The organism is Paenibacillus puldeungensis (genome assembly GCF_042678945.1).
In the GTDB taxonomy this organism is placed as follows: Bacteria; Bacillota; Bacilli; order Paenibacillales; family Paenibacillaceae; genus Fontibacillus; species Fontibacillus puldeungensis.
On sequence record NZ_JBHTLM010000020.1, the window covers coordinates 25,858 to 50,708 of the forward strand.

A 24,851-nucleotide genomic window follows, 5' to 3' on the forward strand; every position below is an offset into this window, starting at 1 on the left:
TTCCTTGATTCGGACCTTTTTAGTGCCAAAACTAAAAGGTTTTTTTGTTGTGCGTAAGTTTTACGTGCAGTAGCTAAAACCGAAGGAGATGGAAGAACATTGGCAGGTAAACATGCTTTAAACATCGTGAAAATGAAAAAAATGAAGCAGGATGGCATTCCGCTGGCGATGATCACCGCTTACGACTATCCTTCCGCTCAACTTGCGGAGGAAGCGGAGGCAGATATGCTGCTTGTCGGCGATTCTCTTGGGAATGTTGTTCTTGGATACGATTCAACTATTCCTGTTACGCTTGACGATATGGTGTACCATACCCGTTCAGTGGCTAGGGGTGCACAGAATACGTTTATCGTTGCTGACATGCCGTTCATGACCTACCATGGAAGCATCGACGAGACGCTTCGAAACGTGCGCCGCTTAATGCAGGAGGGCCATGCTCAGGCCGTCAAAATGGAGGGCGGGGCTGAGATCGCGATGGCGGTTCAGGCGATTGTCCAAGCCGGAGTTCCAGTTCTTGGACATATCGGTTTGACACCTCAGTCAGTAAACCAAATTGGTGGTTATCGCGTTCAAGGGAAGGATGCCAAGGATGCCCGACGCTTGCTGGAAGATGCTAAGGCATTGGAAAGAGCCGGAGCGTTTGGTGTCGTTTTGGAGCTGGTTACAGAAGAAGTGGCAACGGCGATTACCAAGGAGCTATCGATCCCGACGATCGGTATTGGCGCTGGACGCGGATGTGACGGGCAAGTTCTCGTATACCATGATGTTTTAAAATATACTCCTGAATACCGGGAGAAACGATTTGTCAAAACCTATGCCGATATCGGAACGCAAATTCGAAAGGGCATTTCGGAATATGTAAAGGAAGTAAAAGGCCGCGCTTTCCCGGCTCAGGAGCACGTATTTGCAGCGGAAGAAGGCGTACTTGACAACTTATACGGCAAGGGAAAGGTGGAAACACGGTAATGAAGGTTTTTACGGAGATCCGCGCGATTCGGGAGCACATTCAGACTGAAAGATTTGCTGCGGCGGGAAAAGGGCAAAATCTAACGGTCGGGCTGGTTCCGACGATGGGATATCTGCATGATGGTCATGCTAGTCTGCTGCACAAAGCTCGCCAGATCAGCGATCTGGTCGTGCTTAGCATTTTTGTAAATCCGATTCAATTCGGACCTAATGAGGATTATGATCGTTATCCGCGCGATGCGGAGAAGGATCTTGCACTAGCGGAACGTGAAGGCGTTGATGTAGTATTCATGCCAAGCGCCCAGGAGATGTATCCTGAGCCGATCCGTACGAAGATCAAAGTCGAAGAGCTAACCGAACGCCTTTGCGGCGCATCCCGGCCTGGGCATTTCGACGGGGTTACCACTGTTGTGGGCAAGCTGTTCCACATCGTTCAGCCGGATCAGGCATTTTTTGGCCAAAAAGATGCGCAGCAAGTCGCCGTCATTAAGCAGATGGTCAAGGATCTCAATTTCGGCATCGACATTATTCCGTGTCCAATCGTTCGGGAGGCTGATGGCCTTGCACTAAGTTCCCGAAACGTATATTTAACCCCCGAGCAGCGTCAAGCAGCGCTGGTACTGTCTAAGAGCCTCCACTTCGTGGAGGAAAAAGCGAAAAGCGTAGGTGGAGTGATTGTAGGCGACATCCGGTCTGATTTGATCGATACGATCAGTAGCGAACCACTGGCGGAAATCGATTATGTGGAAATTACCAAGTTTCCCGATCTAACCGCGCTTGAGGATCCGGATCGGCTCGATTCAATTGGAAGTGATGTATTGATCGCTTTAGCCGTAAAATTTGGCTCCACGCGTTTGATCGACAATGTCATTTTGGAAAAGAAGGTGCTTACGTCATGTTAAGAACGATGATGAAATCTAAAATTCACCGGGCAACCGTAACGGAAGCAAATTTGAATTATGTTGGCAGTATCACGATTGACGAGAATTTGATGGAAGCTGCAGATATTCTTGAAAATGAAAAAGTACAAATCGTCAATAACAATAACGGGGCTCGCCTAGAAACCTACGTCATTCCGGGACCTCGTGGCAGTGGTGTTATCTGTTTGAATGGCGCGGCAGCAAGACTGGTTCAGCCGGGCGACAATGTAATAATTATATCGTACGCTCAAATGTCCGCAGAGGAACTGCGTAGCCATAAGCCAACCGTCGTTTTCGTGGACGAAAACAATCGGACCGTCGAAAAAGCCAATCAAGAGCTGCATGCGGTGATTCGTTAATTTAGCCGGCTTTTACCGCGGAACATGCAATTCCTGGTCAAGGGAATGAAAAGGCCGTCCAAAACAAAAAATGAAGTTAAGGCTCGGACTGATTTCATTTTCGTTAAGGGTGGGATGTGAATGATGTTTCAGCATGTTTTTGCGGAAATGAATGAGATGTTGGACGAAATTTCCCGTAAGTATCCGGTAGCCCAAGGTGATCAAAAGCAGGACCTTGTACACAAATGGCGTTTGCTCAAGCATATGAGCGACGGAATTATTGAGGAATGGCTTTGTTTTGAGGAGAAGATGGGTGTGCTGCGCCAAAACATTGGAAACATTGACATACAGGATATGCCAGTGCTACCCGAAATGGACTCAGTCCCATTCATCAAAGGCCAAGGGTATTATAAGCTGCTGATGTTTTCTGAGGCGTTGCCGCAGTTCCAGCAGTTGCTTGAGCAGTTTCCTGAAAGTATGGTTGGTCGGACTTATCTGGCGATGTGCCACATGCATCTGGAACAAAGCGATGAAGCGACCGAGCATTTCAAGCAGGTGCTTAGGGTTGCGACAAATAAGCGAATGCGTTCGGTAATTTACAATGCATTAGGCTGCATCGAAGCTCAAAAAGGAACTTTTACCAAGGCAAAAGAATTTTTTACGTTAGCTTATCACAGTGATCCTTCCCTTCCGGAGCCTTTAGCTAACTTAGAGGCATGTCTAAACAGTAAGGGGAAACTGATCTACAGCAACGAACTGACGTCATTATTGTAATTATATTGGAGTCGTAGATGTCAGCTGAGCGATGCGATCATCCGCAGGAAGTGCGGCGCATCGCTCGTTTTGTTTGTGATGTAATTTACATAGAGATATTGTATTAATTTTCAAATTGGCATTCTTCTGTTATGCTGTAATGTAGACTGGAATGAAAGGGACTTATATACGCAAATGAAATATGCAGTGCTCGATTTTGAAACTACAGGCAATCAGTCCTTTGATGAAATCATTCAAGTGGGACTTGCGATTATAGAACCGGATAGGACGATTTCTCAGGTGTATAACTCCTTCGTTAAGCCTAGTATCCCGATCCCTCCGTTTATTACCGGGCTCACCGGGATCACGGAAGAGCATGTGAAGGATGCTCCGGAGCTAGACGAAGTGATGATGGAGATGGTTCCGCTTCTGAATGATGTCGTACTTGTCGGGCACAATGTAGCCTTTGATTTCAACTATTTGCAAAGTGCATTGGACAAAACGGGTTATTTGCCCTTTACGGGCAGGATTCTTGATACGATGGATTTCTTGAAAATCATGTTTCCATCACTCATGTCTTATCAGCTTGGCATGGTGGCGGCGGAGTTTGATGTGCAGCACGATCGTCCACATCAGGCCGACAGTGATGCATTGGCAACGGCGCTCATTTTTTTGAAGTGCCTTGAAGAATGTGAAAGCCTACCGCTTCTGACCATACAGCGATTAGTGGATTTGTTTGCCGGCGAGGACAGCGACTTAGGTTGGTTCTTTGATGCGTTGCTTCAGGAAAAGGAACGCGAGGCAAATCCGAATGAAGGCGGATTTACGTACTATCGTCAATTTGCGCTGCAAGCTGAGGATTGGATGGATATCGAAACGCCTCGAAATGCGCTTTTGGACAATCCGCTGGAGGATATCACCTTCGAGCAGTTTATGGATCAGGTACGTGAACGTCTGCGTGAGCGCCTGCCGCAATATGAGGAACGGGAAGCGCAGAACATGATGCTTCATGAAGTGATGAAGGCCTTTGACGAGGACAAACATCTTTTGGTAGAAGCTGGAACAGGGACCGGAAAATCGTTAGGTTACTTACTTCCTGCAATATATCATAGCGTTAAACAGGATGAGAAGGTTATGGTAAGTACACATACGATTAACCTTCAGGAGCAGCTTAGAGAGCGAGATATCCCACTGCTGACCGAGGTCGTTCCGTTTCCTTTTCTGGCGGCTGTATTTAAGGGAAGACAACATTATTTGTGTCTGCGTAAATTTGAACATAAAATAAACAGAAGAGACTTCACAACGCCAAAAGAAGAGGTGATGACGGCTGCACAAATGATTGTGTGGCTGACACAAACGATAAACGGTGATGACGAGGAGCTTAACTTAGGAAATCGCGGAAATGATTTTTGGGAGACAGTCGCAAGCGAGTCCGATTCATGTTTAGGTCGTTCGTGTCCGTGGTTTCGAAAATGCTTCTACCACCGGGCGAAGCACGAAGCCGGTGTGGCGGATGTGGTCATCACGAATCATTCCAAATTGTTTACGGACATTCAGGCAGGTCATCAACTGCTTCCGGGCTATGAGCGTCTGGTCATCGATGAAGCACATCACCTGGAGGATGTGGCGGGCAAACATTTAGGGATTAATATGAAGTATTTTACAGTCATTCACACCTTAACCCGCCTATTCAAAGATAGTAAGACAGGCCAGTTTCCGAATTTGCGTATCCAGTTGCAAAGCTCGGTAAACGAAAAGTCGGCTGAGTGGTGCTCCGTTATTGACAGCTTTTATCCTACGCTTGTAGATGTGAAAGAGACCTGGGACAAGCTAAACGAGTTGCTGTTCACGCTTATGCCGGAACGCAGTGATGCTGCGCCTGGAGATCCTGGTCAATTCGTTTTTCGGCTGCTGCCGCATAAGAAGCCGAAGGATTGGGACACGCTGGCTGCGCTGGAGAACCAAATTTATGTCTCGCTTGGGGACGTGCTGCGCAAAGGAGAACGCCTGCTCAGTCAAATCAGGGAAGAGCAGGACGATATCGGATCGGAAAGCTTGCTGACCGACATCAGCGGTTTGCTTAAGGACTTGGGAACCGAACGCGAGGCGTTGCGCTTCTTCATGAAATTAGATGGCGAAGATACCGTCTATTGGATGGAGGGTAACGGAAACTATCGCAGCCGGTCTTTGCAAATGTATGCTGTTCCCATTGATGTGAGCGCCCAACTGAAGGAGTATTTTTTCGACAGTAAGAAAAGCGTGGTCATGACCTCGGCAACTTTATCGGTTGACAAATCGTTTCAGTACATGATCGAGCAATTGGGGCTGCAGGAAGCGGCCTCCGAGGATCGGTTGATCACCTCGATGCTGCCGTCACCGTTTAACTACCGGGATCAGGCATTGCTGGTCATTCCGAGGGATTTTCCTAGCGTCAAAGGAAGCGTTGGTGATGATCACTTCGTCACCACGCTGGTTCGGTCGTTGGCGGATACAGCCATCGCCACGAAGGGACGCATGCTCGTACTGTTTACGTCTTACCGCATGCTCCGCCAGGTTTACGACCCACTAAAGGAGCTGCTGTCCGCGGAAGGGATCACCGTCATAGGACAAGGCATGGACAGCGGCAGCCGTACGAAGCTGACCCGTCGGTTTCAGGGACAGGATGCTTCGGTATTGCTCGGAACGAGCAGCTTCTGGGAAGGAGTAGATATTCCCGGTGAGGCTTTAACGAGCTTAGCGATTGTACGTCTACCTTTTCAGCCGCCGAATCATCCACTTGTGGAGGCAAAGAGCGAACGGCTGCAGAAGGAGAAGAAAAATCCTTTTATGAAGCTGTCAGTGCCTCAGGCTGTCATTCGTTTTAAGCAAGGATTTGGACGACTCGTCCGTACCTCACAGGATCGGGGAATCGTGATCGTGTATGATACGCGCATCTTGGAATCATATTACGGAAAATATTTTCTATACTCTTTGCCAGGTCCGAAGATGGAGCATATGCCGCTTGGTCAAATGGTTCCACGCATATCGGAATGGTTGAATCCTGAGGAACAATCATAGTCCTCAATCTTGCGCCAGAATAGGGGGAAACAAAGTATGAAATCAGAAAAAATTTCGGATGCTGTCGTTCGCAGATTGCCGGTATACCTGCGTTTTCTGAATGAACTGAGCCGCCGCGAGGTACCTACGGTTTCTTCGCAAGAACTTGGCCAGAAGCTGGACCTCAATCCGGCGCAAATTCGTAAGGATCTCGCTTATTTCGGCGATTTCGGGCGAAAAGGCATTGGATACGATGTCGCTTATCTGATCGAGAAAATTCAAGAAATTTTGAATTTAGACCAGCAAATCAATGTTGCTTTGGTGGGTGCTGGTAATCTTGGTCAAGCACTATCTAACTATAATGCATACTTAAAAGATAACATGAAGATCGTGGCCGTTTTTGACGCTTCGCCTGAGAAGATCGGCAAGCAAATTAACAATATTACGATTCAGCCCATCGATGATCTAGGCGACATGGTCAAGGCTAATAACATCCGCATCGGAATTATTACAGTCCCGGATTTTGAGGCTCAACGCGTTGCTGATCAATTGGTTGAGGCTGGAATTAGAGCTATCTTGAATTTTGCACCGACGGTATTAAAGGTTCCGCCGGAAGTTCGAATCCATGCGGCTGACTTTACAACGGATTTGTTAAGCTTGGCTTATTATTTGGAGGATGGAAAGGAACCGGTAAGTTATGAGTCGTAAGTGGTTGATTAAGAATGGTACGTTTGCCGTGTTAAAGGAAGATTGTACCATCGTTCGCGGATATATGCTTGTGGAAGGGGATACGATCACTTACATTGGTGAACAGCGCCCGGAAGGCGTAGAAGGGGCCGAAACATTTGATGGCAAAGGATTGCTGTTCCTGCCTGGGCTCGTAAATACGCATGGCCATGCGGCGATGTCTCTTCTTCGTGGATACGGAGATGATATGGTGCTTCAAAATTGGCTGCAGGAAAAGATGTGGCCGATGGAAGCCAAGTTTACGGGGGCAGATGTTTATGCCGGAACAGCATTGTCCGTACTGGAAATGCTCAAAGGCGGAACAACGACGTTCCTCGACATGTATGACCATATGGACCAAGTGGCTAAGGTCGTTGAAGAATCGGGGATTCGCGCCGTATTGACGCGAGGGGTGATCGGCCTTTGTCCTCCTGAAGTTCAGGATCAGAAGCTGCAGGAGGCTATCCGTTTCGCCCGCGATTGGCACGGTAAAGCGGATGGACGGATCACGACTATGATCTCGCCGCACGCTCCTTACACCTGCCCGCCTGACTACATCGAGAAATTTGTTCAGGTGGCACATGATCTGGATCTTCCAATGCATACGCATATGTCGGAGACGCTTGCGGAAGTAGAGCAGAATGTCAAGGACTATGGGGCTCGGCCTGTAGAGCATCTGCGCAAACTTGGGATGTTCTCGCGTCCAACTTTGCTGGCGCACGCCGTGCATTTGACGGACGAGGAAATTTACGTGTTAGCTGCACATCATGTTGCCGTCTCGCATAATCCGGGTAGCAACCTGAAACTGGCCAGCGGTGTGGCTCGTGTTCCGGAGCTATTAAGCAAAGGGGTCGTTGTTTCACTGGGCACGGATGGCGCTGCGAGCAACAACAATCTCGACATGTTTGAGGAGATCAGGTTGGCTGCTCTGATTCATAAGGGTGTTTCCGGCGATCCTACCGCAGTTCCAGCATTAGAAGCTCTCAAAATGGGAACGGAGTATGGAGCGAAATCGCTCTTCATGCAAAACACAGGCAGGCTGGCTGCTGGGATGAAGGCGGATTTCATCGCGCTGAATACGGAGCAAGCTCATTTTCTGCCGAAAACGGACTACATTTCCCATGTCGTTTATTCCGCTGGTCCGAAGGATGTCGAGCATGTATGGATTAACGGCAAGCAGGTGGTTAAACACGGGGCCTGCCTCACGCTGGATGAAGAGAAGGTTCGCTTCGAGGCTCAGGCAGCATTTGAAGGTCTGCTAGCTCGCTAGATTACAGTTGGCAGTATCCGCAGCTTCAATCTGGCGGGTTCGACTGCCTACTTCGGAGAAAGGAAGAGAAGGTTGAGAAAGAGAACCAAATGGCTCCTGCTCTCCCTCCTGATCCTGCTGCTCGTGCTCTTTGGACTTCACCGCTTTTATATTTACGTTAATCAGGATTATTGGAATGGTGAGTCGGCAGCCATTCAGCAGGCAAAGCAGGAGTCGGGTCTGGTGGAAAGCGATCAAGTATGGAAGTCGGTATGGGATGAAGTGTGCTGGGTCGTCAAGGGCAAGGACGAATCTGGCCGAGATATGATGGTCTGGTTGAGAAAAGATCATGCACCGGAAGTACGGCTGTTATCGGAAGGCGTTTCGGAGGATCAGGTTCGGACCCTCATCAAGGATCGATTGCCTGGTATAAAGATCGTTCGACTGCTGCCGGGGGTCTATAACGATAAGCTCGTTTGGCAGCTATTCTATAAAGAGAAAGATCACCATTACTATCGCTTCTTCGATTTTAGTAAGGGGGAGCCGCTTGAGGAAGTGTTTACACTACCGAACCGGTAATGGCGATTTTACCAATTGTTAGCCTGGCCGTTATAAAGCGACTATTTGACAAAAGATGACTTCTGATATCCATCAGGAGTCATCTTTTTTTACGAAGATTACAAGGACGGCGCCCCCTACCAAGCTGCGGGCTCGTCGCCTGTTGCCCATCGCCCGTCGCCCAGTGTTGAGTAGATGTATTTAGTGCAGTTATTTCATCACGTTTGCAGGGTAGGAGAAAAGTAGATGCAAAAAATACAGCTAAATAGGGCTCGTAGGCTGATGAATGGGATTTAGGCCCGATTTAAATGTACATTTTGCAACTAAAGTGGGAAAAATGAACAGTTCGGACGGATTAGATGTACTTTTTACAACTACGTGCCGTACCTTTCGGTTGAATGCATATGGTCAAGAAGAAAAATTTACAGCAACAACGTTCAAAGGAGTCAATTGTTTTTTTACTTATAGGTTATTTTCAAAAGGTATGGACCCCATGCAGACTTTTATATTCCGAAGGAGTACATTTCTTCATGTTTTTAAAAACTCGATTGAAGGTGGGCAAACTCCCAAAGCCGGAGCTCATGGCCACTTCCATAATCGACAGATTCGGATCGATCAGCAGCTTTTCCGCATGCATGATGCGGTGTTGGCTTAAGTAGTGGTAATAGGACATGCCCATGTATTGCTTAAACAAACGCATGAAGTGAAATTTGCTGAAGCCGGAGAGCTCGGCGAGGTGCTCAACCTGAATATCCTCGGTGCAGTGCTCATTGATATACGTGCAGACTTGCATAAGCTTATCGATGTATTTGTGCTGCTGTTTCTGACCTTTTCGGTGAGAAAAACGGCGTTCCCGGTTCATAAAATGGCGTCCGAGCAAAACGAAGAACTGGATGAGCATCGCATAGGCAGAGGCCTCTTTAAGAAGTGCTTTGCCGAAATATTCACTTGTCAAATCGTGCAAGAGCGATTTCAAAGCCTCGTGCAGCTCAGGTTCCTGATCGGAAGTGATGACAAGGCAGGGGCGGAGTAAATGATACGTGGAATCTAAGCCGTTCAAATGATAGAGCAGGGCGCAATCAAATTGCAAAATGATCCGCTCTCCGGTATTAGGAGCAAAAAGCTGATGCAGTTCGCCGGGCGGGATAATCATAATGTCCCCGGGGTTTAGAACATGCTGGGTACCGTCCACAACTGCGGTGTAAATACTTTCGAGCGGCATGATTACTTCGGCGGCGGTATGCCAATGGATCGGGTAATCCTCGGCTTCTTTATTCAAGTAAATACGTATTCCAAAATGTTCTCGATAGGAGACGGTTTCCTTGGAGCCATCCAGCATTTCGATCAACTGCAACCCACCCTTTCTTTGGTCAGATTGATGAAGCACTCCGATCAAATCAAAGACATTCACTCCCAATCTATCACATCGCTGCGTGGCCAATTGAGCAATATTTGAGGAGCCGAAAGCTAAATTCACGAAGAAACCGCCAAATGTATGCCGATATAATAAAGTAGAGTGAAACCGTATTCAAAATGATATCATGCATTTGTCATATTTTACAATTCAAATCTTATATTCTCAAATGAAGGACAGGTGGGGTTTCCATGGTCGAACTAGTTCATGACGAAGAGAAGATCAATGAGTACAAACTACGCTCGAAGCAGCTTGTTTCACAAATGACCCTTGATGAAAAGATCCATCAAATGGTGCATACTGCCCCAGCCATCGAGCGGCTGAATGTGAAGGCATATAATTGGTGGAACGAGGCGCTTCACGGGGTGGCACGGGCCGGAGTGGCTACGGTGTTTCCTCAGGCGATCGGATTGGCGGCAACATTTGATGAGGACCTGCTCGAAGAAGTGGCCGATCATATCGCCACGGAAGCCAGAGCCAAGTTCAATGCCCAGCAGGATTTCAGCGATACGGATATTTACAAAGGCCTGACCTTCTGGGCCCCAAATGTCAACATTTTCAGAGATCCACGGTGGGGGCGGGGCCATGAAACCTACGGAGAGGATCCGTATCTGACCTCTCGGCTAGGTATACGCTTTATCCAGGGGCTTCAGGGCCATGATGATAACTACCTGAAAGTAGCTGCTTGCGCCAAGCATTTTGCGGTTCACTCCGGACCGGAGGATCTTCGCCATCGGTTTGATGCGGTCGTTTCAACTCAAGACTTGTATGAAACCTATTTACCGGCTTTCAGGGCCTGTGTGGAGGAAGCAAAAGTTGAGGCTGTGATGGGGGCATATAACCGGACCAATGGAGAACCCTGCTGCGGCAGTAAGCTGCTGCTTCGGGATATTTTGCGGGAGCAGTGGCATTTTGACGGTCATGTGGTGTCGGACTGCTGGGCGATCAAGGATTTCCACGAGCATCATAAGGTCACTTCAAACCCGGTTGAATCGGTTGCGCTCGCCGTGAATCAGGGGTGCGATCTGAACTGCGGGAGTATGTTCCTGTTTCTGAAGGATGCTGTAAAAGAAGGTCTCGTCACGGAGCAGCAAATTGATGAAGCGGTTACCCGGCTGTTTACGACAAGAATGAAGCTGGGGCTATTTGATGACGCTGAGCAGATTCCCTATTCCTCCATACCTTACGCAGAAGTCGATTCGGCCACCATGCGCGAGTTGAACAGAAGGGCTGCGCGGGAAAGCCTTGTGCTGTTGAAGAACGAAAACCAACTGCTGCCGCTCGACAAAACGAAGATCAAGACGATAGGCGTCATTGGTCCAAATGCGAATAATCGGCGGGCACTGGTAGGTAATTACGAGGGAACGGCTTCGCGCTATATCACGATACTCGAAGGTATTCAGGATTATGTAGGAGAAGAGATCCGCGTTTTGTATTCCGAGGGCTGTCATTTGTATCGGAACAAAATCAGCGGTTTGGGTGAAAGCAATGATCGTATTTCTGAGGTGAAGGCGGTGTGCAGGGAGAGCGATGTGGTCGTCGTCTGCCTGGGGCTGGATTCCGGGCTCGAAGGCGAGGAAGGGGACGCCGGAAACCAATTTGCGAGTGGAGATAAGCCTGACCTGAGGCTGCCTGGTATTCAGGAGGATGTACTTAAGACCGTTTACGACTGTGGAAAACCGGTTGTCCTTGTTGTTTTGTCCGGCAGTGCTCTAGCGCTCGATTGGGCTGACGAACATATTCCGGCTATCCTTCAGGGCTGGTATCCAGGGGCGCAGGGTGGACGGGTGATCGCCGAGGCGTTGTTTGGCGAATTCTCACCTGAGGGAAAGCTGCCCGTCACCTTCTATAGCGAGCGAGAGGAGCTGCCCGAGTTCACGGACTATTCGATGAAGAACCGGACATATCGGTACATGACAGGAGAAGCCTTGTATCCATTTGGCTATGGTTTATCCTATACTGATTTCACCCTGACCGCGCCAACGGTGGATACGGATCATATTACCGAACGAGGAATTCGAATCTCTATGACCCTCTGCAACGATGGAACTCTTTCTGGAGGAGAGGTTATTCAGGTGTATGTTAAAGCTGAACGGGAGGGAACGCCCAATCCTCAGCTCAAAGCTTTTCACAAAATCCATCTGCTGCCGCAGGAATCGAAAGAAATTACTGTACACTTACCCGTGACCGTCTTCGCCTTATATGATGAGGAAGGGAAGAGAAGACTGCACATAGGCGGCTATACGGTTTATGTCGGAACCTCTCAGCCTGACGAAAGAAGCTGCTCGCTGACCGGAAAGAGGGCAGCGGGAATTAAGCTCGTCTCAGCGCTTGAATTGGAAGTTTAATCATAGATCTTGTTAGGTTATTAATTGCAGGGAGTAAAGCCCGGTTCACCTAAGATGGTGAGCCGGGCTTTGTTTTTGTCAACAAGTTAGTAAAAATTTTCAGATTAGGATACAAAAAGTCTTTAAAATTTTAAATGTTTTCACACTTTATATAAAAAAAGATATACGAATATGATATACTCAAATACGTGATTGAGATATACAAAAATATAGCGAATATCGCATAGATAAGGGGGACATTTACGTGAAATTGCGTATTGGACCGATCTTGATGAGTGTTACTATTACCGCCGTAGTACTGTTTGGCGGATGGTTTATATACCGGGAGTGGGCCATTCAAAGTCCGCTAGAAAAAATCGTTAACAAGTATGAGGGAGTTAATCATGTTCAGCTTAATATCACGCCAGATGAGATGGGGCTGAAGCTGGAATTAAAGCCCGGAACCGACATTGGAGGCTTAGTCCGTCAAATTGAGAAGGACGGAGAGAAGCTCATCGGGGACCGGAAGCTGAAGCTGGAGGTAGAGGACCATTCGTCACCGCAGCTGGACAAGCTATGGCAGGAATCGATGTTCTCGATCGCTCAAGCGATGGAAAACAAGCAGTACACCGAGATTACGAACGCTCTGAAGCAAATGGAGCTTGCCCATAAGTCGGTAAAGGCTACTGCAGTGATGGATGACGACAATGTGTATGTGACGCTGACGGATGGCACGGCGAGCAAATACGTTATTTTGCCGCGGATTCCTGAACGAGTGGGGGCATGGCCAAATGCGTAAGTGGATGCTTGAAGTAGCGATCGGCGTTGTCCCAGTGTTGCTTATTTTTCTTGGTGTGATCGGTGTGGATGTTGTTCCGTTCATCATCGCCCTAATCATGTTTGGCGTATTGTTTGCGGCGATTAAGCTGCGCAGCGGTGGAATTACGATTGGAGCTGCACAGGACAAAAATCGTAAGAAGCAAGGACTGGCTAAGCTGACATTTGAACAAATTGGAGGTCAGGAGAGCGCCAAGCTGGAGCTGCGTGAAGCGCTTGACTTCATGGTCAGGCACGAGGAGATTTCTAAGTTTGGCATCAGGCCGATCAAAGGGATTTTGCTGACGGGTCCTCCCGGAACGGGGAAGACGCTCTTGGCAAAAGCGGCTGCCCATTACACCAATGCGGTGTTCGTAGCCGCTTCCGGCAGTGAATTTGTAGAAATGTATGTCGGTGTAGGTGCGAGCCGCATACGCGATCTGTTTAAAGAAGCACGAACCCGTGCTGCCAAAGAAAATAAAGAGAACGCAATTATTTTTATTGATGAGATCGAAGTTATCGGGGGCAAAAGAGAAGGCGGACAGCAGCGGGAATATGATCAAACGTTAAATCAGCTGCTGACGGAAATGGATGGCATTTACTCCTCCGAAACACCGCGGATTCTGTTGATCGCTGCAACAAACCGCAAGGAAATGCTGGATAGCGCCCTGCTTCGCCCGGGTCGATTTGACCGCCACATTCAGGTGGATCTCCCGGATAAAAAAGGCCGTATGCACATTCTCGAGCTTCATGCACAGAATAAACCGATTGAAACGAACGTCAACTTGGAAAAAATAGCTGAAGAGTCGTTCGGCTTCTCGGGAGCGCAGCTCGAAAGCGTCATGAATGAGGCGGCGATCTATGCAATGAGAGACGGGTTGGAACAGATCAGTCAAGCCCATCTGTCGATGGCGATCGATAAAGTTATGCTGGGTGAGAAAACGGATCGGCAGGCGACGGAAGAAGAGAAGCGTCGCGTTGCAATCCACGAGCTTGGTCACGCGATTGCCGCTGAAGTGGTCGCACCGGGAAGCGTGAGTCAGGTTGCTTTAAGCCCGCGGGGGAGAGCGCTCGGTTATGTTCGTCACAACCCGCAGGATGAGAAGTATTTATACACGAAAGCTTACCTGGAAGGCCAAATCATGATTGCTTTGGCCGGCGCAGCGGCCGAGGAAATTTACTATGGCGGACGCAGTACAGGTTCAAGCAATGATTTTGAGCAAGCCCTGAACATTGTCCACACGATGATGACCTCGGGACTAACCTCCCTTGGAATCGTCAATATGGATATGGTGACAACCGAAGTACTGATGCATGAAAATGCTCGAATTTTGGAGGAACTTGCCGAAAAAACCAAGCAAACACTTCTGCAACATTCGGCAGTGTTCGACAAATCTTTAGATATCCTATTTCAGGAAGAACGCCTTTCCGGCGATCAATTCCGTTGTCAATTTCGTGACAGCGTCCGTTTACCGGCATAAAATCATTATGCCGGTTATTTTTTTTTACTTTTTCTTCGTGCTAAGATATTATTATATGTTGGGTATAAGAAGATGTATTATTCGACATCAAGGGTACAATATTATGTAGAGAATACGAAAGGATGGAGCGAGAGGACCATGAACTTCAAAAGAATAGGTGTCATCGGCGGCGGCACGATGGGACAGGGCATCAGTGAGATGCTTGCAGCCAAAGGACTCGATGTGCTTCTAGTGGAAGAAACGCCCGAAAAATTGGAGCATGCGTATAGCATGATTGAGACAAGTCTGGATAAACAGCTTGAAAAATGGGCGATCACCAAGGCAGAAAAGAAACTGATCCTTGCTAAAATTCATAAAGTAACTCATTTTGCCGAACTCGGTACCTGCGATATGGTGATCGAGACCATTTCGGAGGATTTGGATGCCAAAAAAGAGGTATTCAAGCAGCTTGATCAAGTGTGCCCAAGCAACATTATCTTGGCAAGCAACACTTCAACGCTGAGCTTGACCGAAATCGCCGGTTCGACCATGTATCCGGAACGCGTAATCGGCATGCACTTCATTTATCCGGTAGCCAAGATTGAATTGGTGGAAATTATTCGCGGTTTGAAAACATCTGAAGCTACATACGAGGAAACAAAGCGTTTTGTAGAAGAGACCGTTGAAAAACGCGGCATTATGGTTTATGAATCTCCGGGCTTCGTAACCTCCCGGATTATTTGCGTGATGATTAACGAAGCGCTGCACGTGCTTGGAGAAGGCGTAGCATCTGCAGAAGAAATCGATGAAGCCATGCGTATGGGGTATCAATTCCAATACGGGCCTCTCGAGATGGCTGACCGCTTCGGCTTGGACTCCATTCTGGCCGCGCTGGAACGCATGTTCCGCGAATTTGGCGAACTGAAATACCGTCCTTCCTTCGTGCTTAAGAAAATGGTTCGCGCAGGTAATCTCGGCGTGAAAACTGGCGAAGGATTTTTCAAATACGACAAGGACGGTGACCGGCTATGAAAGTACTAGTCATTAACGCGGGGAGTTCTTCCCTTAAGTATCAACTATACGATATGACCGATGAATCCGTACTAGCGAAAGGCCTTGTAGAACGGATCGGTATGGATTCCTCTATTTTGACGCATAAACCAACCGGTAAAGAGGAAGTTACGGAAGTTAGTGAAATTTTAGAACATACGACGGCGATTCGTAAAGTGCTGGAAAAGTTGACTGACAAAGAGCATGGCGTATTGAACTCGGTTGAGGAAATTGATGCGGTAGGGCATCGCGTCGTTCATGGTGGCGAGTACTTTAAAGGCTCTGCGCTCGTAACACCTGAGGCGAAAGCTGAAATTCGTCGCCTATTCGACCTTGCTCCACTTCACAATCCGCCGGCAATTATGGGGATTACGGCTGCCGAAGTTAACATGCCTGGAGTTCCGCAAGTCGTTGCATTTGATACGGCTTTCCACCAAACTATGGAAGAGAAGGTATATTTGTACCCGATCCCGAAAGTATTATATAAGAAGCATCGCGTTCGCCGTTACGGCGCCCATGGCACCTCTCACCAATATGTGAGCAGAATTGCTGCTGAATATCTTAATCGTCCGATTGAGGATATGAAGATCATTACCTGCCACATCGGGAACGGCGCCAGCCTCACAGCGGTTAAAGGCGGAATTTCGGTAGACACCTCAATGGGTCTGACTCCGCTGGAAGGCCTAATGATGGGTACGCGCAGCGGCGATTTGGATCCAACCGTCGTTACGTTTGTCATGAACAAGGAAGATCTGTCGATCAGCGAAGTCAATTCCATGTTGAACAAACATAGTGGACTTCTCGCCATTTCCGGAAGCAGCAGCGATATGCGTGACATTACGGACGGCTGGGAAGCCGGTCAACCGAATGAAACGCTTGCTTTTGAAATGTACGAATATCGTCTGCGTAAATACATTGGTGCTTATGCTGCCGCGATGGACGGCGTCGATTGCATCGTATTTACCGCCGGTGTTGGCGAAAACTCCATCGTTGTACGTGAAAATGTATGTAAGCACCTGACTTACCTCGGCGTGGAAATTGACCCTGAGCTGAACAAGATTCGTTCCGGGGACCCTCGGCGTATTTCGACGCCAAATTCCAAAGTGGAAGTGCTGGTTATTCCGACAAACGAGGAATTGATGATTGCCCGCGATACGCTTCGGATTGTACAAGAAGCGAAGTAAGCTTCAAGGAAACACCAATATTGTGTCGTTAGAGGAGAGATAAAGACATGGCGATCAAAACTGTGATTCGTCAAGTGAATGAGCATGTCGGGGAAACTGTCGTCATCGGCAGTTGGCTGAACAACAAACGGTCCAGCGGTAAAATTCAATTTTTGCAGCTCCGCGACGGAACGGGCTACATCCAGGCGGTTGTCGTCAAAAGTGAAGTTTCTGAGGAGACATGGGACAACGCAAAGAGCTTGACCCAAGAATCCTCCATGTATGTAACGGGGGTGATTCGCGAGGAACCTCGCAGCCATTCCGGTTATGAAATGACAGTAACAGAGCTGGAAATCATTCATTTGACCGAGAACTATCCGATTACGCCGAAGGAACATGGCATCGATTTCTTGATGGACCATCGTCATTTATGGCTCCGTTCGTCCAAGCAGCGTGCGATTATGGTCATACGGGCCGAAATTATCCGCGCCGTGCAACAGTTCTTCGATCAAAACGGCTTTACCCTGGTCGATCCTCCAATTCTGACTCCTACGTCAGCAGAAGGCACGACTAACCTGTTCCATACGAAATATTTTGAAGAAGACGCTTATTTGACCCAGAGTGGACAGCTGTATATGGAAGCTGCGGCTATGGCGCTCGGTAAGGTGTATTCCTTCGGGCCTACTTTCCGTGCCGAAAAGTCAAAAACGCGCCGCCATCTGATCGAGTTCTGGATGATTGAACCGGAAATGGCGTTCACGGATCATGAAGAGAGCTTAAAGGTGCAGGAAAACTTTATTTCCCATGTCGTGCAATCGGTGCTTAAAAATTGCCGCGCTGAACTGGAAGCGGTAGGCCGCGATATCTCCAAGCTGGAAAATATTCAGGCTCCGTTCCCGCGGATCACGTACGATGAAGCAATCGAATACCTGCACACTCAAGATTTTGATATTCCTTGGGGCGAGGATTTCGGAGCTCCGCACGAAACGGCGATCGCCGAGAAGTATGACAAACCGGTATTTATTACGCATTATCCAGCAGGGATTAAGGCGTTCTACATGAAGCCGGATCCGAACCGTCCGGAAGTCGTATTGTGTGCTGACATGATCGCACCTGAAGGCTATGGCGAAATCATTGGGGGCTCCCAGCGGATTGATGATCCGGAATTGATGGAGGCCCGCTTTGAGGAGCATCATCTTAATCCAGAAACCTATCAATGGTATATGGATCTGCGGAAATACGGTTCCGTACCGCATTCCGGGTTTGGCTTGGGGTTAGAACGGACTGTAGCTTGGATCTGCGGGCTTGATCATGTTCGTGAGACAATTCCGTTCCCTAGAATGCTGTACCGTTTGTATCCTTAATCTTTGGGATGCGCACCGGGTCGAAAGATTTTTTTCAATGATGAAATGATGGATGACCGTGTCAGAGATGGAGAAGGTGAATATGAATGACGATGACCGATGGCAAGAAGGTTTGGGCGAAAGGAATCTCTTTCGGCATGGACGCGGGAACGGTCAACGTCCCTTATCCGCTGCTGGCTCATTACCGCGAGCTCCATTTAAGCGATACGGAAGCGATGTTTCTGATTCAGCTAATGACCTTTAGACAGGTGGAACACAATGAGTTTCCTTCCATCGAACAGCTTGAGGAGCGAATGGACTCGGCGCCTGGCGCCCTATCTCCCGTCATACGGCGGCTGCTCAAGGAAGGCTGGATCAGCATCGACGAAATCACGGATGAGTCAACGGGAATTCAATCGGAACGTTACAATTTGTCCGGAATGTATAGCCGGTTAGGTCAGTACCTTGCAGAGGTAGAGATTACTGCAAGGCAGAACGAGGCCGCAAGGGAAATGGAAACGGTCCAACAGGAAGAGCGCGAGCGGAATTTATTCGTCATTTTCGAGAAAGAATTCGGACGCCCCTTGTCTCCGATGGAATGCGAGACAATCTCGGTTTGGATGGATCAGGACAAGTACCCGGAAGAGTTGATCCGATTAGCTCTCAAAGAAGCGGTTTTCGCCGGAAAAGTACATTTTCGCTACATTAATCGGATTTTGTTCGAATGGAGTCGTAATCGCATAAAGACGGCGGATGACGCGAAAGCTTATACGCAGCGATTCCGCAGCGGTATGCGCTAAGTGCATATTCAAGAGATACTGCCAAAATACAGTCTGTTTTCCTACGGGAGCAGGCTGTATTTTTTTGGATTGTCACATTCTTGTTTCCAGCATGCTGTAGATGTGGTTTTAATCTTTATGAAATTTATAGTAGTCTAGAGGAGAGAGAGTAATGTCCAAGCAATGATGTAAGGGCTTTCGAAGGTTGATCATTTTGAAGAAGCAGGTGAGAGAGTTGGAAAGTATGAGCAGAGTGAAAATACTGGAAAATCTCCATTCCCAAATAGACAAGGGCAATCACATTATCGGTGTAGCTGCTGGCTCCGGAATGACGGCGAAGTTTGCCAAACAGGGCGGTGCGGATTTTATTTTAGTATTAAACTCGGGCCGGTTCCGACAGATGGGGAGAAGTTCGCTAGCTGGTTATTTGCCGTTTGAAAACAGCAATAACATGGTGATGGATTTTGCTTCGAAAGAGATCATTCCTTTGGTCAAAGACATTCCTATTATTTTCGGCATTAATGCTACAGATCCGACAAAGGATATGGATGCTTATATCGATAAAATTAAAGAGAAGGGCTTCTCGGGGATCAATAACTATCCCACTGTTGGATTGATAGACGGACAATTCAGAGATGCACTGGAAACGGAAGGAAGCACTTATCTTAATGAACTGGCCGCGATCCGCACCGCTCACCGGAAAGATATGTTCACTATTGCATTTGTATTTAATGAAATACAGGCCGAGCAGATGCTTGAGGCGGGTGCGGATGTCATCTGTGTTCATTTAGGCTTAACAGGTGGCGGTCTATTGGGAGCAAAGAAGGTTTTTTCCCTGGAAGCGGCTAAAGTGATGGCAAACCAGATCTTTAAAAAATGTAATGAAATACGGCCCGAGGTCATTAAGCTGATCTACGGCGGTCCTGTAAAAACGCCTATCGATGTCCAGTACATGTACGGCAACAATGCTAATTTAATGGGGTATATCGGAGGTTCTGCCTTTGAAAGAATCCCTACCGAAAAGTTCATCACTAATATAACAAAAGCGTTTAAAGTATCGGGAAAGCTCGACGAAGATGATTTACTCGTCAAAATGCTAGATGGCATTACTAAGCATTATGATTATGTTGAGTTTGTGAAAAAGTATGTCTCCGCGCACTATATGAACGAGATATTGTTCATGGACTTGGCAAAGGTAGCTCATGTGTCCAGAAGCTATTTGAGCAGCCTATTTAAAAAAGAGGTTGGCTGCAGCTTTCCCGAATATCTCGTAAAATTCCGGATGGATAAGGCTACGGAAATTCTTGACCGGGAAAACATTCAGTTATCGGAGCTCAGCTCTTTGGTTGGTTATCAGGACTATGCTCAGTTCAGCAAGATGTTTAAGAAATATAAGGGCTGCACACCAAAACAGTACAAGCAAAAAAAGCAGGGAAAGTGAACATAAACACAAAAACACAAGACGTGATAACGTTTTCATAATAGAGTGAGAGCAGTATGATTAGCTTGTAGTTAATCGTACTGCTTTCTTTTTGAGGGCGCGCTCAGAAGATTTATCCGGCATGTACAGGCTGGATAAACAACGAAAGCTAAGGAGGAGGGTGAACAAGTGCCAACGATTGCGATTGCCGGAACATTTGATACGAAGGGCGCAGAATTTTTTTATGTTAAGGAATTGCTGGAAAGCTTGGGACTCAAAACATTCACGATCCATACCGGTGCATATGAGCCGACATTTCAACCTGATGTATCCAATGACGAGGTAGCAAAGGCAGCTGGTACAGACATTCAAACGGTCGCGAATAGCGATCGGGCCTACGCCACCGAGATGCTGTGTAAAGGGATGAAAAAGCTGGTGCCCGAGCTGTTTAAACAGGGTAAATTTGATGGCATCATCTCGTTTGGCGGTTCGGGCGGAACTTCATTGGTAACCCCGGCGATGCAGGCGCTGCCGATCGGTGTACCAAAAGTAATGGTATCCACAGTCGCTTCAGGAAATACCGCTCCTTACGTGGGAACCAGCGACATCGTTATGATTCCGTCAATCGTCGATGTTTCGGGACTGAACAGCCTCTCGGTAAAAATTTTCTCAAATGCAGCGTTTGCCATTGCCGGGATGGTTAAGTTTGAAAACAAAAAAGTGCTGGAGAAAAAGCCGTTAGTGGCCGCAACGATGTTTGGTGTAACAACCCCTTGTGTAACGGCAGCCAGAAAGTATCTGGAGGATCGCGGGTACGAAGTACTAGTGTTCCATGCCACAGGTACCGGCGGCAAAACGATGGAAGCGCTTGTTGATGCCGGTTTTATTGAAGGCGTTCTTGACCTTACCACCACAGAATGGGTGGATGAACTGGTTGGCGGGGTGCTGAATGCAGGCCCACACCGGCTCGAAGCGGCTTCGAAGCACCGCATTCCGCAGGTCGTTTCCGTAGGTGCAATCGACATGTGCAACTTTGGCCCCTACGATACCGTGCCTAAGCAATTTGCGAACCGCAATTTGTATAAACACAACCCGATGGTAACGCTGATGAGAACCTCTGTTGAAGAAAATGAAATCATCGGTAAAAAGCTTGTGGAAAAACTTCAGTTGGCCAAGGAGAAAACCGCGCTCTATCTACCGCTGAAAGGTGTCTCTGCCATCGATGTGGAAGGCCAGCCCTTCTATGGACCGGAGGAAGACAAGAAGCTATTTGATGTTCTGAGAAATGGCGTAAATCGTGACATCGTCGAAGTCGTTGAAATGGATTGCGACATCAATGATGTGAAATTTGCCGAAGCGGCAGCTCAAAAATTGATTGATTTGATGAATCAAAAATAAGCTTGTATATGAAACGGAGGGGAAAAATGAAACTCACTAAGTTGGATTTTTCCGTCGCTATTTTAGCAGGCTTAACTTGCTTGACGATGTATTTCAATTTGCCGGTATGGGCCTTGTTCATTGGTTGGGCTTGGTACTTTGCATTAGGCGCTAAGCCTGGTGCTTTCAAAGAAGCTATTCCCGCCATGCTGCTTGGCTACGTATTAGCTGCGGTCGCCGTTGTTGTCTATGCGGCATCCGGGCACCAAATGATCGCCTTGGTTTTGACCGTAGCCGTAACGGTATTTCTGATTATGTTATCGCTAAAAACTTCGGTGTTCAGCTGTTCACTAGCTTCATTTAATGCTTACTCCTGCATGTTTGCAGGGTATTATGCCGGGAACTTCCCGAAAGTGGAGTCCATCTCTCTTGACCTCAACAATGTTCTGATTTGTGTGTTATGGCTTGTGCTGGCTAATGTTGTAGGACTTCTGTGCGGCTACATTAGCGTAACCGTTGGTAACTTGGGCAACAAAAGCAAGTAACGAGGATTTTTCAAAAAATTCAGATATGATATAGGAGGTTTTATCCATGCTTACAAAATCCAGAAAAGAAATTGTCGATGGCTTCCGGGAGCAAATTAAACAAGGCAAGATACTGGTAGGGGTTGGTGCCGGTACAGGGATTACGGCAAAAAGCAGTGAAGCCGGCGGCGCCGATATGCTTATCATCTACAACTCTGGTCGGTACAGAATGGCAGGACGCGGATCTTTGGCTGGCCTGCTCTCCTATGGCGATGCGAACCAAATTGTCGTAGAAATGGGCTCAGAAGTGCTGCCGGTCGTGAAGCATACTCCAGTACTCGCCGGGGTTTGTGGTACGGACCCATTCAGAGTGATGGATGTCTATTTGAAACAATTGAAGGATCAAGGCTTTAACGGGGTACAAAACTTCCCGACAGTCGGTTTAATCGATGGTACGTTCAGACAAAACCTTGAAGAAACCGGCATGGGATACGGCCTAGAAGTCGAAATGGTCCGGAAGGCACATGAATTAGACATGCTGACGACACCTTATGTATTTGATCCTGAACAAGCGAAAGCAATGGCTGAAGCCGGGGCCGACCTCCTCGTAGCTCATATGGGCCTGACGACTAAGGGGACAATCGGTGCTAAAACAGCGCTGACCCTGGATGATTGCGTGAAGAAAATTTCCGACATTGTGAAGGCAGGAAAATCCGTCAATCCGGACATTTTGGTCATTTGCCATGGCGGTCCTATTGCCGAACCAGAAGATGCTAAATACATCATTCAAAGAACAGAAGGCATCGTTGGATTCTTCGGGGCATCCAGTATTGAACGGCTTGCGGCGGAAAAAGGAATCAAAGCGCAAACGGAAGCCTTTAAATCGATTAAGAAATAAGATAGCAGGGCTGCCTCAGGTCTAGGAAAGACCCAAGGCAGCCCTGACCATTTGGTAGGAGCTGAATATTTGTGCTTTTTTCAGCTTTTTGAAGTGTCGATATTAACGGATCTGGCAGCTTGATCCCAGACGACACTAATACCAAGCAGCTTACCAAAGTCGCCGATCTTTACATAGGTGATTTGATTAATGGCTTCGCCTTCCGGGGCGTTCAAATTTTGATTTTTATAAACTATGGTTGTAGCGCCAGTAGCAGCATCGTGCTGAACCTTAGCGCCGAGCGCTTCTGCTACGGCCTGAAGGGGCACATAGATCTGATTTTGAATCATAATCGGGTTGAGCTTTAGAGTTTGAACCTTGCCGTTGATCGTAATTTTTGCGTCCGTATTCACATAGTCGACGTTTGCGATCGGCGTTGTCGGAAGCGGCTGCAATAGTTGAGCCGGAATTTTGAAGGCGTACAGGCTGTCGTCTGCCTGAGCTATCAAAACGCCGTCCTCGATATGAAATGCTTCAAAGCTTCGCGCTTGTGTCTGGTAGCGGAACAAAGCTTTGCCCGTGATAACGTTAAGCGCATAAATTTCACCATCGGTCTGACCCACGAACATTCCGGAATTGTAGAAATCCAGCCGGCTTACAGGGTTATCTAGTCCTTCATAATCCACCCGCTCGTCATTGAGCACCTTAATCGCCTGAATGCCGCCGCCATATTCTTTTTCAAAGAATAACTTGTTATTGTATGGGCCGGCAATCCACTTCCCGTTGTATTGGTACGTTTTTGGCTGCTGTTCATCGCCCGGTTTTCGATAATCGTACCGAAAAATGGCATTATTCGCTTGAATGAACAGAAACTGCCCGTCCGTGGCAGATGTATATACCTGGGTCGATAACGCATCCTGACCCTCTGGAATTTTAATATACTGCCGTTCTTCTACCGCTTTTCCGGTTGACAGCTCAATCACGCTTAACGGGTATTGGTAGGTATTTGAATCGTTTGGTGGCCAGGTGTCTCGACTGTAAAGATATCCGTCTTTAATGAGCAGCGGACTTGGGATACTGCCAGCTCGCCACAACGTTTTGCCCGTTTGTTTGTTTATCGCATATGTCACATCCACCGTGAGGGCCCCCGACTCCCAGGTGCTGGCAAGCAGTTTGTCATCCACAACCATCATGCTGCCGCTGTTAAGCACAGAACCGTTCGACCATTTCAATTTTCCGGTCGCTTTGTCATAAGCGAGTATTCCTTTATTTGTATTCGCGTAAACCGTATCCTTGTCAAATGCGAAGCTGAACACCGACTGTCCCTTTACGGAAGCGGACTTCCATTTGGTCGTTCCTGTTTTAGCCGAAACCATATAGACTCTTCCGTTCGTATCGGATACCAGGATTGTTCCGTTTTGATAGATAACCTGTGTCAGAAGCTTCTCCCCGTAGGTCCATATCGTCTTCCCCGTTTTGGCATTAGCTGCGACTAACTTTCCGTTCTTCAGGTAGAAAATCGTACCTTCACCTACAGCTACACGATCTGCACCATATCTATACGATTCGGAGGGATGTCCCAAATTTGTACTCCAAATCGGTTTTGCTACAGGTACTTTATTTAGGTAGCTTGGCAATGAATAACCGCTATAGCTGTGGTTCGGCTGCACATAATCTGCTGCGCTTGCGGTTGAAGCCGCCAAGGTCAGTGATAACCCCGCAATAATCGTCCATTTTAACCCGTTTCTTAACATA

Annotated in this window: 21 protein-coding genes; 19 read left to right on the forward strand and 2 right to left on the reverse strand. The window is 47.8% G+C overall.

The features are described 5' to 3' along the window. Window positions 1-99 precede the first annotated feature (99 nt). The 8 genes from panB to ACFQ3W_RS21050 all read left to right on the forward strand — a co-directional run bounded on the left by panB (window position 100) and on the right by ACFQ3W_RS21050 (window position 8,567). On the forward strand, window positions 100-966 hold the full coding sequence (gene panB, locus ACFQ3W_RS21015) for a 3-methyl-2-oxobutanoate hydroxymethyltransferase (protein WP_379321199.1): 867 nt from the start codon (window positions 100-102) through the stop codon (window positions 964-966). Beyond that, complete coding sequence (gene panC, locus ACFQ3W_RS21020) at window positions 966-1,868, forward strand: pantoate--beta-alanine ligase (protein WP_379321200.1); 903 nt, start codon at window positions 966-968, stop codon at window positions 1,866-1,868. Before panB ends, panC begins: the two co-directional genes overlap by 1 nt. Further along, window positions 1,862-2,245 carry an aspartate 1-decarboxylase gene (panD, locus tag ACFQ3W_RS21025; protein WP_379321201.1) on the forward strand — a complete coding sequence of 128 codons (384 nt, stop codon included), beginning with the start codon at window positions 1,862-1,864 and terminating at the stop codon, window positions 2,243-2,245. Before panC ends, panD begins: the two co-directional genes overlap by 7 nt. 120 nt (window positions 2,246-2,365) lie before the next feature. Further along, window positions 2,366-2,998 (forward strand): tetratricopeptide repeat protein, encoded by a 633-nt coding sequence (locus ACFQ3W_RS21030; RefSeq protein WP_379321202.1) that lies wholly within the window; start codon window positions 2,366-2,368, stop codon window positions 2,996-2,998. A gap of 174 nt (window positions 2,999-3,172) precedes the next feature. Then, complete coding sequence (gene dinG / locus ACFQ3W_RS21035) at window positions 3,173-6,034, forward strand: ATP-dependent DNA helicase DinG (protein ID WP_379321203.1); 2,862 nt, start codon at window positions 3,173-3,175, stop codon at window positions 6,032-6,034. Between the two features lie 9 nt (window positions 6,035-6,043). After that, on the forward strand, window positions 6,044-6,721 hold the full coding sequence (locus ACFQ3W_RS21040) for a redox-sensing transcriptional repressor Rex (protein ID WP_379321204.1): 678 nt from the start codon (window positions 6,044-6,046) through the stop codon (window positions 6,719-6,721). Further along, on the forward strand, window positions 6,711-8,009 hold the full coding sequence (locus ACFQ3W_RS21045; protein WP_379321205.1) for an amidohydrolase: 1,299 nt from the start codon (window positions 6,711-6,713) through the stop codon (window positions 8,007-8,009). Before ACFQ3W_RS21040 ends, ACFQ3W_RS21045 begins: the two co-directional genes overlap by 11 nt. 72 nt (window positions 8,010-8,081) lie before the next feature. Then, window positions 8,082-8,567 (forward strand): cell wall elongation regulator TseB-like domain-containing protein, encoded by a 486-nt coding sequence (locus ACFQ3W_RS21050; protein ID WP_379321206.1) that lies wholly within the window; start codon window positions 8,082-8,084, stop codon window positions 8,565-8,567. Window positions 8,568-9,021: 454 nt separating this feature from the next. Here ACFQ3W_RS21050 and ACFQ3W_RS21055 read toward each other — a convergent pair whose 3' ends face one another. Further along, window positions 9,022-10,023, reverse strand: a complete 1,002-nt coding sequence (locus ACFQ3W_RS21055) for an AraC family transcriptional regulator (protein WP_379321207.1) — start codon at window positions 10,021-10,023, stop codon at window positions 9,022-9,024. Between the two features lie 128 nt (window positions 10,024-10,151). Between ACFQ3W_RS21055 and ACFQ3W_RS21060 the strand changes: the two genes are divergently transcribed. From ACFQ3W_RS21060 to ACFQ3W_RS21110, 11 genes are all read left to right on the forward strand, one after another. After that, window positions 10,152-12,308 carry a glycoside hydrolase family 3 C-terminal domain-containing protein gene (locus ACFQ3W_RS21060; protein ID WP_379321208.1) on the forward strand — a complete coding sequence of 719 codons (2,157 nt, stop codon included), beginning with the start codon at window positions 10,152-10,154 and terminating at the stop codon, window positions 12,306-12,308. 244 nt (window positions 12,309-12,552) lie between these two features. Further along, the gene (locus ACFQ3W_RS21065; protein WP_379321209.1) at window positions 12,553-13,086 is read left to right on the forward strand and encodes a hypothetical protein; all 534 of its coding nucleotides are present in this window, start codon (window positions 12,553-12,555) and stop codon (window positions 13,084-13,086) included. Beyond that, window positions 13,079-14,584 (forward strand): AAA family ATPase, encoded by a 1,506-nt coding sequence (locus ACFQ3W_RS21070; RefSeq protein ID WP_379321210.1) that lies wholly within the window; start codon window positions 13,079-13,081, stop codon window positions 14,582-14,584. The genes ACFQ3W_RS21065 and ACFQ3W_RS21070 overlap by 8 nt, the downstream gene beginning before the upstream one ends. 138 nt (window positions 14,585-14,722) lie before the next feature. After that, window positions 14,723-15,595: a 3-hydroxyacyl-CoA dehydrogenase family protein gene (locus tag ACFQ3W_RS21075; protein WP_379321211.1), complete on the forward strand. Its 873-nt coding sequence runs from the start codon at window positions 14,723-14,725 to the stop codon at window positions 15,593-15,595. After that, on the forward strand, window positions 15,592-16,797 hold the full coding sequence (locus ACFQ3W_RS21080) for an acetate/propionate family kinase (protein WP_379321212.1): 1,206 nt from the start codon (window positions 15,592-15,594) through the stop codon (window positions 16,795-16,797). Before ACFQ3W_RS21075 ends, ACFQ3W_RS21080 begins: the two co-directional genes overlap by 4 nt. Before the next feature lie 47 nt (window positions 16,798-16,844). Continuing rightward, window positions 16,845-18,140, forward strand: coding sequence for an asparagine--tRNA ligase (gene asnS, locus ACFQ3W_RS21085; protein WP_379321213.1), 1,296 nt, complete (start codon window positions 16,845-16,847; stop codon window positions 18,138-18,140). An 86-nt stretch (window positions 18,141-18,226) separates the two neighbouring features. Then, window positions 18,227-18,919, forward strand: coding sequence for a DnaD domain-containing protein (locus ACFQ3W_RS21090; protein ID WP_379321214.1), 693 nt, complete (start codon window positions 18,227-18,229; stop codon window positions 18,917-18,919). Window positions 18,920-19,142: 223 nt separating this feature from the next. Then, window positions 19,143-20,339 carry a phosphoenolpyruvate hydrolase family protein gene (locus ACFQ3W_RS21095; protein ID WP_379321215.1) on the forward strand — a complete coding sequence of 399 codons (1,197 nt, stop codon included), beginning with the start codon at window positions 19,143-19,145 and terminating at the stop codon, window positions 20,337-20,339. Between the two features lie 168 nt (window positions 20,340-20,507). Beyond that, window positions 20,508-21,716, forward strand: a complete 1,209-nt coding sequence (locus ACFQ3W_RS21100) for a Tm-1-like ATP-binding domain-containing protein (RefSeq protein WP_379321216.1) — start codon at window positions 20,508-20,510, stop codon at window positions 21,714-21,716. A 26-nt stretch (window positions 21,717-21,742) separates the two neighbouring features. After that, the gene (locus tag ACFQ3W_RS21105; protein WP_379321217.1) at window positions 21,743-22,240 is read left to right on the forward strand and encodes a DUF1097 domain-containing protein; all 498 of its coding nucleotides are present in this window, start codon (window positions 21,743-21,745) and stop codon (window positions 22,238-22,240) included. A 46-nt stretch (window positions 22,241-22,286) separates the two neighbouring features. Next, window positions 22,287-23,117, forward strand: coding sequence for a phosphoenolpyruvate hydrolase family protein (locus ACFQ3W_RS21110; RefSeq protein ID WP_379321218.1), 831 nt, complete (start codon window positions 22,287-22,289; stop codon window positions 23,115-23,117). 80 nt (window positions 23,118-23,197) lie between these two features. Here the strand turns inward: ACFQ3W_RS21110 and ACFQ3W_RS21115 are convergent, their stop codons facing one another. Beyond that, the gene (locus ACFQ3W_RS21115) at window positions 23,198-24,850 is read right to left on the reverse strand and encodes an outer membrane protein assembly factor BamB family protein (RefSeq protein WP_379321219.1); all 1,653 of its coding nucleotides are present in this window, start codon (window positions 24,848-24,850) and stop codon (window positions 23,198-23,200) included. Window position 24,851 lies beyond the last annotated feature (1 nt).